Origin of the sequence: Paenibacillus sp. GYB006 (genome assembly GCF_036577645.1) — a bacterium.
Lineage (GTDB): Bacteria > Bacillota > Bacilli > Paenibacillales > Paenibacillaceae > Paenibacillus.
In genome coordinates, this window is the sequence record NZ_JARBDA010000003.1 from 267,366 (window position 1) to 281,018 (window position 13,653).

Below are 13,653 nucleotides of genomic sequence, written 5' to 3' on the forward strand. Positions count from 1 at the left end.
AGGTTCCATGAAGCAGTCAAAGTTTACATCGTTTATTCTCTATCTTGGCTTAGCCATCGGACTTATGATCTCCATGTTTCCCTTCTATTGGCTTATTGTGATGTCGACCCGAACGACATCGGATATTTATCAATTCCCTCCAAAACTTTGGTTTGGCGGGGAACTGTGGAATAACATTTCGAGGGTCATGACACAGATTGACTTTTTGGGTGCCTTTTTAAATACCTTATTCGTGGCAACGGCGGTTACGGTACTCGTGCTTTTCTTCGATTCACTGGCTGGATTTGCCTTTGCTAAATATGAATTTCCGGGAAAAAAGATCCTGTTCGTTGTCCTGCTTACGACGATGATGGTTCCTTCACAGCTCTCTCTTGTTCCTTCCTTTGTCATTATGGCAGAGCTCGGCTGGGTCGGGACGTTCAAAGCCCTGATCATCCCTGGAATGGTCAATGCCTTCGGCATATTCTGGATCAGGCAGTATGCTGAAGGTTCGATTCCAAGCGAGCTGCTCGATGCCGGCCGCATGGATGGTGCAGGTTTCTTTCGAATCTACTTTAATGTAGCCCTGCCCATCTTGCGCCCCGCCTTCGCTTTTCTAGGAGCGTTCACTTTTATTGGAGTATGGAATGATTACCTGTGGCCGCTCATCGTTCTTACGGACGAGAAAAAATACACGCTTCAGATTGCCTTATCTCAGCTAAACGGGCTTTATAATACCGATTATTCCATGATTATTGCCGGTACACTGCTCGCCATTATACCTCTTATCATCATGTTCTTATTTGTAAGCAAGCAGTTTATATCCGACATTGCAGCGGGTGCTATTAAAGACTAGGCTGGATTTCCTTTTCCTCCATTATTTCTGCCTCATCTAAAAAGGGAGAAGATTAATGGGCAATAATAGAGGTTAATGCATGAGTATAGTTCTCAGGCTTTCATTCGCAAAAAAAGAACGCGGAAAGGGCCGCTGCAGCTGCGGTCTTTTCCTATTTTCCGAGGAAGAAGGTGTATTCAATGGGCAAAAGTCATGAGGCTTCCTATATGATCGGAGTCGATATGGGTACCACAAGCACCAAAGCTGTCCTGTTCCAGGAAGACGGAACGATTATTGCTGAAGCGAGTCAAGGCTATCCCTTACATACCGAAGGCGCAATAAAAGCGGAACAAGACCCTGATTTGATCGTCGAAGCGGTCGTTTATTCGATTCAGCAGGTAATGACGAGTAGTAAAACAACCGCTGATAAAATACAGTTTGTCTCCTTTAGCTCAGCCATGCACAGTGTGATTGCCATGGACCATTCCGGTAATCGACTTACGCCCGCTCTAACCTGGGCAGATAATCGCAGCGCTGCGTATGCAAAGCAGCTTCGGAAAGATACGACTGGACATGAACTGTATACAAGAACAGGTACACCGATTCATCCGATGTCACCACTCACCAAGATCATGTGGTTTACTCGGGAACAGCAAGACCTAATGCCTCAGATTCATAAATTCATATCAATTAAAGAATATGTATTCTATCAACTCTTTGGGGTTTATATCGTTGATCACTCCATCGCTTCCGCTACAGGGCTCCTTCGCATGGATACCCTGGACTGGGATGAAGAAGCACTGCGTGTTGCAGGAATCTCGGCTGATCATTTATCGGAGCTGGTTCCCACAACACACGTTATACAAGATCTCCATCCCTCCTATGCTGAGCAGATGCATCTTGCTCCATCGACTCCTTTTGTGGTAGGTGCGAGTGACGGTGTTTTATCTAATCTAGGCGTAGGGGCAATCGACCCCGGCGTTGTTGCCATTACCATCGGCACGAGCGGGGCCATACGCACCGTGGTTGATCGTCCTATTGCTGATCCGAAAGGCCGTTATTTCTGCTACGCGCTAACGGAGCAGAAATGGGTGATCGGCGGCCCGGTGAATAATGGAGGTGTGATTTTCCGCTGGATCCGTGATGAACTCGCTTCTTCCGAAGTGGAGACAGCAAAACGGCTTGGCGTAAATCCATATGAAGTTCTTGCTGATATTGCTGAGAAGGTTCCTGCCGGTTCAGATGGACTTCTGTTCCATCCTTATATGATGGGAGAAAGGGCGCCTCTATGGAACCCCGATGCCCGCGGTTCCTTTTTTGGCCTGACGTTACAGCACAAGAAAGAACATATGGTACGTGCTGCTCTCGAAGGAGTCCTGTTTAATCTGTACACCGTCATGCTCGCTATTGAAGAACAGATCGGAACACCGAAAACCATTCACGCAACCGGCGGTTTTGCTCGTACAGAATTATGGCGGCAGATGATGGCTAATATTTTTGATCAAAAAGTCATTTTTCCAGATAGCATTGAAAGTTCTTGCCTCGGTGCAGTGATTCTCGGGATGTACGCAACAGGGAACATCGACTCTCTTGATGTAGCAAAGGACATGATCGGGTCTACCTATCATCATGATCCTGAAGCAGAAGCGGTTTCCGTTTACCGCGAGCTGCTGCCTATCTTTATTCGGATTTCTCGCAAGTTTGAAGAAGAATATGCGGCAATCACTGCTTTTCAGATCAAAATGGAAGAGCGGCTTCCTAAAAACATATAACGCATAATAAAAGCATCCGAGTTCTCCCCGTTCTGAGTGGGAAAATCGGATGCTTTTTTTCATCTAATATAAAGAATCGTATACTTCATCAGGCCAGTGCAGTTCGACGCCCTGCTCCTGCAGCTGTTGCTGAAAGGAAGCTAGATGCTCTGCTGATTCGTACACCTGTTTTGGACGAATACCATGGGTCACGCTATAAGCAGCAAGGTACCCTGCTGCCTCGCCTATATTCCACTCCGTCGGATGCAGGCGGTAACATCCATTAGCAATCTGCGTCATTCCGATATTTTTACAGGCAGGAAGATAGTTAGACATCCGTATGGGAATGAAGGATCCCAGCGGAATTTCATAAGGATAGTTTGGTATGTAGAACGATCGCTGAGACTTTGTCGTAGGATGCAGATCCAGATGATAACTTCCTACGCCCACACTATCTGAATAACGCTTAATCCCCTGGTCGCCGCGCAGCTCTTTACTCACATCGTGCTCACTAATCGTATACAGGGCCTTAAGTCTTCTCGATTCCCTGATATAAGCAGTCTTAGCCAGACCATCTTCCGTTCCAAGTACATCGCCTCGCAGCCTTACTCCCGGATATCCTTTGCCTCCATCTAATCTGGGTGCTTCGGTCTGCAGCCAGTATACGAGCGACCGTGTCAACTCTTTCGCTTGCTCCGCATGCACCCTCTTCTGCTCCGCTGTCACACCAATGACAGGAGCTAAGTAATAATCATTTTGTGCCCAGTTGAGTAAAGTGACTTCGCCGGAAGGCAGCAGTTCACGCCATATGGATGGATCAACGATACGGCGGTAGGTCCACAGCGAAGGAATCCCCTGATCATTAGGAAACATCGTATACTGTTTCAGTTTAGCAGTATCCTTCACATCTGCGGTAAACCAGCTGAGGATAGGAATATCTCCGAAGAGTGGTGTATAACTTCTCCAGAATTCGTAATTCGCTGGGCGGGGGATCGTAAAGTTACCGCCTTCTACATACTCTACTGCTGCCACATGTGTAATGGACTGAATATCTTCCGGATCGGCTTCATCCAGCGCATGAGGTTCACCGGTCTGCCGGGCTGATTCACTGCCAATCAAATATTCTGTTCCTGTCATCGGCAATAGGTCGCCATTATCGGTGCCATCCAAAAAGTATTGCCCTGTCAGCTGATATTCTTTGCCGCTTTTTTCATTTCTTGTACGTACGGAGATAATCTCTGGACCTTGCGTTTCTGCGGAAATAGCTGCCGTATCATATAGAATTTGAATTTGCCTTGTATTCACATAAGGAGCGAGCATATCTTCCAGCACACGCAGTGCAACTTTCGGTTCATGTGCGATACGGCTTACCCATCCGTTACCTGGGTTTAATACGCTATTCGCCATCGCCTCTTCGGTGAGTGGATAATTATTTTTGTAATAAGCTCTGACTCGGTCCCGAAATTCACGGTAACTTGCCGTACAGCCAAAAGATTCAATCCACCTGTGTTCATCCGGCGGCACTGCCTGTGTAGTAAGCTGACCTCCAATCCAGTCCGTTTCTTCCGTCATTACTATACGTTTTCCTGCTTTGGCTGCGGCCCTGGCTGCAGCCACTCCCCCAAGACTTGCTCCAATGATGACAATATCTGCTTCCATGAACGTAGTCTGCATCGTGCTTCCTCCATTCGAATGAAGTTAGTTACTCGGCTATGTGTTAAATTCTTAATAACTTCGATCTATGACGGATCTTGCCGTCTTTTCTTTCATCTGTTTTGTTAGCACAACATTACGGCGGGCCAAGCCTTCACAGATGAGATCAATGATGAACAATTGCGAAATTTTAGCCCCGATCGAACCGCCTTCAAGCGGCATCTCTTTACCGGCGGTAAGCAGTACAACATCTGCTATCGCTGTAATAGGTGATTTGGCATAATTCGTGATGGCTATCACTTTCGCTCCATTTTCTTTAGCTTTCATCAGCATATTATTGGTATCTATCGTACTTCCTGAAACACTGATCCCAAAAGCTACATCTCCTTCTGACATACTGACCGCCATCATCGCCTGAATATGACTATCCACTACAGCCTCTGATCTTCTTCCTATGCGAAGCAGCCGGTTTTTCGCATCCAGTGCCGTAATTCCCGAAGCTCCAACTCCGAAAAATTGTACATGTCTCGCTTCATCAATCCATTCAATGGCCTGCATTAGATTCTCTTTTGCAAGCAGACTCATGCTCGATTTCAGAATATTCACATTTGTCTCAAAGATCATTTTTACAAAATCACCATGATTCTCATCTTCATCCTGACCATCTATCTTTCTCACTCCAACGTTCTGGGCAAGTGATAATTTAAAGTCTTGGTATCCGTTAAAACCAATCTTTCTGCAAAAACGCATAACGGTGGTCTCCCCAACACCCGCAAAATCAGCAAGTTCCGTAACCGAGTAATACATCAGATCATCGGTATTCGCCAGGACACTTTCTGCTACTTTTTGCTCTGACTTCGTGAGGGAAGGAAAATACGTATGAATCCGATCATTCATTTCCATCGAGTAGGATCACTGCCTTCCGTGCAGCATCGGCAAACCGTTTGGTTATCAGCTGTGGTCTAGAGATGGCCGAGCCGACCACCACGGCATATGCTCCAAGCCGAAGGACCTCTTCTACCTGTGAAGGTTCTGGAATCCTGCCTTCGGCAATGACAGGTATAGTTAGCTTTTGGACAGCTTCTTTTACAAGTTCCAGATCCGGTCCTTGTAGATTCGGAGAGTACGGTGTATATCCAGAGAGTGTCGTCGACACGCAGGTAACCCCGAGAGAAGCTGCATACTCCCCCTCCTCCAGTGTCGATATGTCTGCCATGATCGGTATATTCAGCGAACGCATATAATCTACCATCGTCTCAAGTCTGATTCCCCCAGGTCTTTTGCGCCGAGTCGCATCAATGGCAATCATATCTGCTCCTGCTTCGACCAATTCATCGACTTCTCTGGGAGTAGGAGTGATATATACTTCTGAATCAGCGTAATCTCGTTTCACAATTCCAATGACAGGTAGCTTACTAACTTGTTTAATCGCTTTCACATCTTCGGCGCTGTTCGCACGAATGGCAATAGCTCCTCCTTCTTCCGCTGCTTTTGCCATCTTCGCCATCGTATCTGAACCGAACAGAGGCTCACCGGGCAAAGCTTGGCACGAGGCAATGAGTCCCTTACGAATCTGCTTCATAATGAGTTCCATCGTTGATGCACCTTCTTTCCTTCATCCTTCTCCTAAGTAAAAAAGCTATCTATCTGTATCCATTTATCTAATCCCTCGTATATTTCACTTTCAATCCGACTTCAAATGTACGATTCCATGGCATATAGCAATCCGTAATCGTTACCTTACCATCGGATCCATTTATCTTCTCTTCCAACACTTCCGCTAATCTCGTTCTTACATAACTTGCTACTTCACCACGAGGCCCATCCAGCAGAAACTTGTTATATCCCATCTGATCCACGAGACCTGCATTCAGCTCTTTACGTACGACAGCGCAGTAGCCCGCATCCTCAGCATATCGAAGCGACAGAAAATCGAGATGTTCCTGCGTACGTCCATAATGGGTGTATAGGAGAGCCTGGGATATCACGGTCCCGAGTGAATTTGAACTTGTGTTCCAAGCGGCGTATCCTGCCAGCTGAAACAACATTCCTTTTTGACGCAGCATCTTTACAAGTTTTAGATCTGCCCCGTTGGCATATCCTACATCTGCAACGGCTACCGCCTTTCCCTGCTTCAGCAGGTAACTCCCATACTCCACAAGCTCCATCAAATTCCGGTACACGTCATAACTAAAAAAAGGATGTTCCTGCGAAACAGCTTCCATCATGGTTTCTCCAGGTGTGCTTGCCAGTAAGATGAGGTCAGCTTCGGCTGCACTCGAAGCAATCAGTGCTCCTGCAGCAGTAATCTGGTATTTCAGTGTTTCATAGAAAAAACGATCTTCATAAACCGGGGTCACAAAAGCCCCTTGAATGGAAGAAAGCCTTGGATATACAAGCGGCTGTACCCCTTTCCACTCGTTAATCAGCCTCGCCATCAGCGTACATCCCACTTCATCGGCTCCCGGATACATATAAGCTTTTAGTTCCAGATCCAGTTCTCCAATTCGCTGCCTTGCTACCTGCTGATCCTTTGCTGTATAACCATACGGAGCGGAGTCGTCCTGCGGAAAAATCAGAAACTCAATCGTCCCGTCTTTTACAAGCTCCAGTACGGCTTTGTTCGCTTCCATATTGATTTTTCTTCGGCCCAGATAATCATTCAGCACGTCATTCGGTAAGCGGCTGTTTATATCGCTCAGTTCCTCCAGTTCTTCTGGCGTTGCGATATTCAGCTCTTTCCGGTGATCAATGTATCCCTTACGAAAAATTTCACGGCCCCAGTCGGCATAATAATCCGGTTCTTCATCCGAGATCGAATACTGCGGACAACGCATGATGAGCTGGAAAGCCAGCAGTTTCAGTTCAGGACGTTTCTCTTTTATTTTCCGCAATCGGTTCAGCCGTTCAAGTAATACAGTTTCACTAAAATAGTGCAGCCTAGAAGGGATAATCCCTCCGTACAGCAATGTATCAAGCGCAATAACCGCTCCATCTGCGGTTTCTATTTTCTCTTCCAGCCATGTCCACAGCTGTTCCCAGTCTCCCGGTGTTTTCTTCTGTCCCATCATGGGCAAAGGGGGACGATCGATCTTATGCTCCGTTCCTTGGACAAGCATGTACGGGAATTCGTAGTTACATGGTCTTTCGTCTAATGGGATAAAGGTGATTTGCATATGATCGCTCCTGTTCTGGCCTCTTCGGGCGCTCCTGTTCTGGCCTCTTCGCTCCGACTTGTTTTGAATGCGTAGTGTTTCTAGGTAGAGGATTCTCTGCATTCAAAGCCAAAAGTCACTCAGAATCCAGAACACTCGCTCTGCAAGGGGGACTTGGGTGGCGGGTTGTTTCACTCCACCCTTACCTCAATATTAGTTAGTTTGATGCCTTTGGCATAAGTCGGCCTAATATCCACTTGGCTGACTGGTTGATGTTAGGTGTTTTTAGCCTTCGGCGTGAGTCTGCCGTTTCTACCTTAGGCAGACGGGGTAGAGCAGAACCCCTGTAGCCTTCGGCGTTTGTCTGCCGTTTCTACATAAGGCAGATGAGGTAGAGCAAAAAACCTCTGTAGCCTTCGGCGTTTGTCTGCCGTTTCTACCTTAGGCAGACGGGGGAGAGCAAAAAACCTGTAGCCTTCGGCGTTTGTCTGCCCGTTTCACATAAGGCAGATAAAGTAGAGCAAAAACCTCTGTAGCCTTCGGCGTGTCTCTTGCCGCTTCCATCGGCAAGAGACAACTTATCCTTTTACGGCTCCGGCGATGCCTTCCATGTAGTAACGCTGTGTGAAGAGGAAAACTAGGATGATAGGGATAACAGAAATCATGGTTCCGGCGGCGATCCAGCCGAAGTTATAAGAGAATTGTCCATTTAGGTAGGTCAGTGCAGAAGAGAGCGGATACTTATTCGTATCCTCAAGAATAACGATTGGCCACAGGAAGCTATTCCAGAATGACATCACCTCAAGCAGCGCAATAACCGCAATCCCCGGCTTCACCAGGGGTAAAATGAGCTGCCACCAAATTCGGAATTCTGACGCGCCGTCCATCTTCCCTGAATCTCTCACATCGATTGGGATTCCAATGAAAGTCTGACGCATCAGGAATATATTAAATACGGAAACGGCTGCGGGCAGCACTACACCCAAATACGTATTCATTAAATGCAATTCTTGTATCGTCAAATAGTGCACGATCATTGCGGTGGATGAAGGAATGATCATGGTAGCAATCATCGTCACAAACACGAAGTTTCTGCCCTTAAAACGGAACACCGCAAGCGGGTATCCGGTCATACAAGCTAGTACAATATTAAATACCACGCCAAGTGCGGTAATAATGACGGTATTCAGGATGTATCTCGGAAAGTTAAGGAACGCCCATACCTGCACGTAGTTATCAAAATCAATAAACGTTGGAAAGATGGCAGGTGGTGTAGCAAACACATTTCTGCCCGGCATTAAGGAAACGCTAAGCAGCCACAGGAAAGGTCCCATCATAAAGATGGCCAGCAGAATCAAAAAGAAATAGGTAACCGCCATATTGGTAATCTTGCGCACGTTTTTTGCTCTTCTCGTCGTTTCCATCAGTAAGGATTGACACCGCCTTTCTGATTGAACTTAAATACGAGCACGCTTAGCCCGCCGATCAGCACGCTGACGATTAGTCCAAGCGCAGAGGCATAACCGAAGTTAAATTGGTTAATCCCTTTTTCAAAAATATACACACTCGATACGAGTGTTGACGTTCCGGGTCCACCTTTTGTCAGAATATATACTTCGTCAAAGACCCGCACTGCACCCATGACAGAAATCAGGGAACAGAAGAAAATATGAGGACGCAGCAGCGGAAGGGTAATACTCCAAATCAGCTGAAGTCGGTTCGCACCATCCACCCTTGCTGCCTCGTACAGATCATTCGGAATCCCCTGCAGACCTGCTAAATAAAGCATCATATAATATCCAAGCGCCTTCCACATGGTGATGAACATCAGCGTCGCTAGTGCTGTTTCACTTGATGACAACCAAGAGATTTGCTCACTAATAATTCCTACTTTCATAAGCAGGTAGTTCACTACCCCGTTATTACTTAGGAGCCAGCTCCAGATCAGCGCCACAGCCACCATCGAAGTAACAACAGGAATATAGAACGCGGCACGAAACAGCTTAATTCCCGGAATGCGACTATTCACCAGGATAGCCATCAGGATGGAGAAAATCTGAATGAACGGCACTACGATAACATACAGCAGTGAGTTCCATAGCGAGATCGTGAAGTTCTTATCTAGAAAAGCATTTTTAAAATTAGTCAGCCCGACATATTTGGTCTCTGCGATGACAGAATAGTTCGTTAGTGATAACGGAATTCCGTAAAGAATCGGCCAAAATACGAATACGGCGATAATGATCAGCCCCGGGGTCATGAAAGCCCAGGCGGCAAAAGACTCGGAGCGAATCCATCTCACTTTACATTCCTCCTCATAAACAGCAGGAGGCAAGAACAAGTCCTGCCTCACTTTTTGGTTTATCTGTTAGAGCTGAATCTATTTTCATATCTCATCACTATTGTTTCAAAATATTATTGACCTCGGTTTCCATCGACTTAAGGGTGGCTTGAATCTCTTTCCCATTTAGCAGCATATCTTGTAATCCGCGGGCTAGAGCAGAGTTAATGTCCGATGCATTCGGCACACCTACCATGTGATCCGTTGCTTTATCGAGACTTTGACTCGAAGCAAGTTTTGCTTCTGCTTCAAGCGAACCATCGGATTCCGTAAAGAATGGATCTTCTACTGATTTTTTAGTCGATGGCAGTGTATTTGCCTCTTTAGAGAAAGCAGTTTGGTTCTCTGCATTGGTAATGAATTTAGCGAACTCTGCTGCTTCTTTTGGATGCTTAGATTTACTAGGTACAACAAGGTCCATGGAATTTGATAAACGAAGCCCTGCTTTTCCAGTTGGAAGAGATACGGCTACTGTATTCTCGTAAATTTCTGGAGCGGATGTCTTAATAAAGTTGATAAATGTTGGTCCTGCGAGTACAAAAGCCGTCTGCTCTGCAGAATAGAACTGTACCTGCTTCCCAAGATCGGAGTCTTCTTTAACGATGAGTCCTTCCTCCATCAGTTTCTTGAGGTTCTCTACTGTAGCTGCCATCTCCGGTGTGTTAAAAGCAGCGGCGGATTTATCTTCATTAAGAATCGGGATACCATCAATGGTCAGCAGTTTCGTAACCAGATTTAAGGCATATCCCATTTTGCCTGTCTTTTCTTTTACCGTACGAGCCCAGTCTGCAAGCTCTTCTCGCGTTTGAGGCGGGCTTGCTGGATCAAGTCCGGCAGCTTCCACTATTTTTTTGTTCATAAAAAGAACTTCCGTGCCTGTGTACCACGGCAATGCATATGCTTTATCTCCAAGAACGGTTGAATCGAAAATTCCATCAAAATATTCGGCTTTTTCTTCGGCGGTGAGGTATTCATTTAGATCAACCAGAGCTCCTTTGGTGCCCATCTGGTTGGCAAATTCCGTATTGAGGTTTACAACGTCGGGGCTTGTGTTACTTGCACTGCTCGTGAGCAGCTTCTGTGTAATTGCATCATAGGGGTAATCCTGCCATTCGATTGTGACATTCTCATGGGCAGCTTCGTACTCGGTAATGAGCTTGTTGAAATAATCGTTAAACTTGGGCTGCAGTGCAATCGTCCAGAACTTCAGTGTAACGGGTTCACTGCTTACTTCCCCTTTTCCCGGATCAGCCGGTTTCGGATCAGCCGGTTCTGCCGTACCTCCTCCACCTGAACAAGCACTAATAAACATAGCTAACAGTAAAACGGTAAGGCAGGTTAGCTTCATCCCTTTTCTGTTTCTTCTCATTCCTTTTCCCCCTTTAGCTTTGGAAAATGTCATTTTTGAAGAGAACAATATGATGTGAGAATCCCGGAAGTTTTTTTACTTCTAATTCCCTTTGTGGGAGATTATAGCAAAACAATCCTAATAAAAAAAGGTTTTTCCACTATTTTTATAAAAAGCGGAATATTTTTTCTTTTTAGACTAACACCCCTGTTTTACTTGGTTTATCTTCATATGAGCCGCTTGTCTCTTCCCTTCTTAAGCCTTCTGCATATTCTAATAAATCATTTGGAAGACTAGATATCATACTTAGACTCCCGGAGGAAACCGCTGAACATGAAGAAAATATTCTCTATATACACTCAAGATTTACACCGCATTGTTCACAATTGGCCTGCCCTGGTCATTATTCTAGGTCTCGTTATCCTTCCTTCTCTCTATGCTTGGTTTAACATTGAATCTTCTTGGGACCCCTACAGCAATACCGGTGGAATTAAAGTGGCTGTCGTAAGCAAGGATGAAGGAACAGAGCTCCTAGGCAAATCCATAAATGCAGGGCAAGAAATCATAGATACACTACATACGAATAACAAAATTGGCTGGGTTTTTACGAGTGAAGAAGAAGCTTTATCCGGGGTGAAAAAAGGGCGCTATTACGCCAGCATTATCATTCCTGCAGATTTTTCTGCCGGACTTGCTACTGCACTTTCGGATAACCCCTCGGAGCCGGAACTCGAGTATTATGTAAACGAAAAAATAAATGCCGTTGCACCCAAAATCACTTCTTCGGGTGCTACGAGTATCGTGAGCGAGATTAGCAGTAATTTTGTGAAAACGGCAAATGGCGTGATCTTCAAAGCATTTAACGAAATAGGGGTGAAGCTGGAAGAGGAGCTCCCTTCCATTGAAAAGTTAAAAGCCCTTGTTTATCGTTTTGAAGATATGGTACCTGATCTGGTAAAGGCAGCAGATACAGCAACTCAAGATGTAGCTGATCTTAAAAAGATGGTGGAACAGGTAAAAGAAATTCTGCCATCCATGGAGCAAACCGCAAATCAGGCTTCTGAATTCTCGGCTAAACTTGCGGACGTGCTGCCTAAAGTACAAGATACCCTAGAATCTGTATCACCGCTCATCAAACAAGACGTCACTCTTATTAACCAGGCAGCCAGTTCTGCCCTCACCGCACTTGAAGCTATTCAAAATGCGGCGCTCACCCCAGAAGAGATTACCGAGCGCCTTGATCATCTTGAGCCGAAGCTTACTTCGCTTCTCCAGTTGACCGAAGATGCAAGAGGATGGATAGAAGCGATTCAGAACTTTTTGCCGGAACAGGTGTATACCAATTTTATTTCAAAGCTCTCATCATTGTCTGACAGATTAACAGCACAGCTGAATGCGATAAATAGTATCCGCGGTGCGCTTGAAGAGGGACAAGATCCATCTGAACTGCTGGACAGTCTATATAACGCAGCGCAAGAAACAGCTTCCATCAGTGAAAATATACTCCTTCGGTATGACAGTGAAATTGCTCCTGCTGTGAAGACGGCGGTGGAGAAAGCAGCCGATACTGCCCAAAAAGCTAATCAAACGCTGCAGACAGCGGTAACAGCTTTGCCTCGTATTAAAGAAATCATAGCAGACGCTGAAAAGGGCCTGATTGCAGGGGGAGAGGCTTTGACGAAGGTCAAATCTGAACTGCCCGAGGTCCAGAAAAAAATAACTGAAATCGCTAATAGTATTCGTGAGTTTGACCGTACCGGCAATCTGCAAGAAATTATTGATTTATTGCAGATTGATTTTCAGAAAGAGAGCAGTTTTTTTGCCTCTCCCGTATCTTTAGTAGAACATAAACTCTATCCCATTCCGAATTACGGATCAGCCATGTCTCCCTTTTTTAGTACCTTATCTCTGTGGGTGGGAGCACTGCTGCTTGTCTCTCTGCTGTCAGTGGAAGTACATGAACCTTCCCACTCAGAAAAAGAGGAGGGTCACTCTAGTAATCACCAGGTAAAATCCTCTTATCAACCTTATCAAGTGTACTTTGGCCGCTACCTGACTTTTATGACACTGGCACTGTTGCAGTCGCTGGTAGTTACACTTGGCGATATCTTTTTACTGCACGCCTATGTGCATGACCCTGTATATTTTGTATGGTTTGGAATGCTGATCAGCAGCGTATTCATGATCATTGTATATACACTCGTCTCCGTCTTTGGCAATGTAGGTAAGGCAATAGCTATCGTCCTGCTTGTCTTGCAGCTTGGCGGAGCAGGCGGTACATTTCCTATTGAAGTGACCCCTTTCTTTTTTCAGCTGATTCATCCGTTCCTTCCTTTTACGTATGGCATCAGCCTCATGAGAGAAGCGACCGGGGGCATTTTATGGGAAGTGATCACAAGAGATATTGTAGTTCTTCTGCTCATGGCTGGACTCTTTATGCTGCTTGGTTTGTTACTCAAGAAACCGATCAATCAATTGTCAGAACCACTCGTTAAAAAAGCGAGAAAAAGCAACATCATTCATTGATATTTGACAGCCCAATCAGTTCACAATTCCCCAACATTCTCCCTCTGTTCTGCGCTATAATGGTG

10 protein-coding genes are annotated in these 13,653 nt (G+C 45.7%); 3 read left to right on the plus strand and 7 right to left on the minus strand.

Translation table 11 applies throughout. The features are described 5' to 3' along the window. The first annotated feature begins 7 nt into the window (after window positions 1-7). Together PV403_RS09975 and gntK are read left to right on the plus strand one after the other, a co-directional pair. A complete protein-coding gene (locus PV403_RS09975; RefSeq protein WP_332084480.1) occupies window positions 8-835 on the plus strand; it encodes a carbohydrate ABC transporter permease in 828 nt (275 codons plus the stop codon). 179 nt (window positions 836-1,014) lie between these two features. After that, on the plus strand, window positions 1,015-2,586 hold the full coding sequence (gene gntK / locus PV403_RS09980) for a gluconokinase (protein WP_213530627.1): 1,572 nt from the start codon (window positions 1,015-1,017) through the stop codon (window positions 2,584-2,586). Window positions 2,587-2,649: 63 nt separating this feature from the next. Here the strand turns inward: gntK and PV403_RS09985 are convergent, their stop codons facing one another. The 7 genes from PV403_RS09985 to PV403_RS10015 form a co-directional block, all read right to left on the minus strand. Further along, window positions 2,650-4,239 (minus strand): FAD-dependent oxidoreductase, encoded by a 1,590-nt coding sequence (locus tag PV403_RS09985; protein WP_332084481.1) that lies wholly within the window; start codon window positions 4,237-4,239, stop codon window positions 2,650-2,652. Between the two features lie 51 nt (window positions 4,240-4,290). Then, entirely contained in the window at window positions 4,291-5,121 is an 831-nt protein-coding gene (locus PV403_RS09990) for a MurR/RpiR family transcriptional regulator (protein WP_332084482.1), read from the minus strand. Beyond that, window positions 5,108-5,812 (minus strand): N-acetylmannosamine-6-phosphate 2-epimerase, encoded by a 705-nt coding sequence (locus PV403_RS09995; protein ID WP_332084483.1) that lies wholly within the window; start codon window positions 5,810-5,812, stop codon window positions 5,108-5,110. Before PV403_RS09995 ends, PV403_RS09990 begins: the two co-directional genes overlap by 14 nt. A gap of 67 nt (window positions 5,813-5,879) precedes the next feature. Beyond that, the gene (locus PV403_RS10000) at window positions 5,880-7,394 is read right to left on the minus strand and encodes a DUF4127 family protein (RefSeq protein ID WP_332084484.1); all 1,515 of its coding nucleotides are present in this window, start codon (window positions 7,392-7,394) and stop codon (window positions 5,880-5,882) included. 557 nt (window positions 7,395-7,951) lie between these two features. After that, window positions 7,952-8,797, minus strand: a complete 846-nt coding sequence (locus tag PV403_RS10005; RefSeq protein WP_213530637.1) for a carbohydrate ABC transporter permease — start codon at window positions 8,795-8,797, stop codon at window positions 7,952-7,954. Beyond that, entirely contained in the window at window positions 8,797-9,675 is an 879-nt protein-coding gene (locus PV403_RS10010) for a carbohydrate ABC transporter permease (RefSeq protein ID WP_236570505.1), read from the minus strand. Before PV403_RS10010 ends, PV403_RS10005 begins: the two co-directional genes overlap by 1 nt. A 97-nt stretch (window positions 9,676-9,772) precedes the next feature. Next, a complete protein-coding gene (locus PV403_RS10015; protein WP_213530639.1) occupies window positions 9,773-11,083 on the minus strand; it encodes an ABC transporter substrate-binding protein in 1,311 nt (436 codons plus the stop codon). Window positions 11,084-11,395: 312 nt separating this feature from the next. Here PV403_RS10015 and PV403_RS10020 point away from each other — a divergent pair, with 312 nt between their 5' ends. Further along, the gene (locus PV403_RS10020; protein ID WP_332084485.1) at window positions 11,396-13,588 is read left to right on the plus strand and encodes a YhgE/Pip domain-containing protein; all 2,193 of its coding nucleotides are present in this window, start codon (window positions 11,396-11,398) and stop codon (window positions 13,586-13,588) included. Window positions 13,589-13,653: the final 65 nt, after the last annotated feature.

What these genes read in the sequence shown, in the direction of transcription:
- PV403_RS09995 (WP_332084483.1), bottom strand. Translation starts at nt 5,812, where the DNA reads ATGGAACTCATTATGAAGCAGATTCGTAAGGGACTCATTGCCTCGTGC.
- PV403_RS10005 (WP_213530637.1), bottom strand. Translation starts at nt 8,797, where the DNA reads ATGGAAACGACGAGAAGAGCAAAAAACGTGCGCAAGATTACCAATATG.
- PV403_RS10000 (WP_332084484.1), bottom strand. Translation starts at nt 7,394, where the DNA reads ATGCAAATCACCTTTATCCCATTAGACGAAAGACCATGTAACTACGAA.
- PV403_RS10020 (WP_332084485.1), top strand. Translation starts at nt 11,396, where the DNA reads ATGAAGAAAATATTCTCTATATACACTCAAGATTTACACCGCATTGTT.
- PV403_RS10015 (WP_213530639.1), bottom strand. Translation starts at nt 11,083, where the DNA reads ATGAGAAGAAACAGAAAAGGGATGAAGCTAACCTGCCTTACCGTTTTA.
- PV403_RS09975 (WP_332084480.1), top strand. Translation starts at nt 8, where the DNA reads ATGAAGCAGTCAAAGTTTACATCGTTTATTCTCTATCTTGGCTTAGCC.
- PV403_RS09985 (WP_332084481.1), bottom strand. Translation starts at nt 4,239, where the DNA reads ATGCAGACTACGTTCATGGAAGCAGATATTGTCATCATTGGAGCAAGT.
- PV403_RS09990 (WP_332084482.1), bottom strand. Translation starts at nt 5,121, where the DNA reads ATGGAAATGAATGATCGGATTCATACGTATTTTCCTTCCCTCACGAAG.
- gntK (WP_213530627.1), top strand. Translation starts at nt 1,015, where the DNA reads ATGGGCAAAAGTCATGAGGCTTCCTATATGATCGGAGTCGATATGGGT.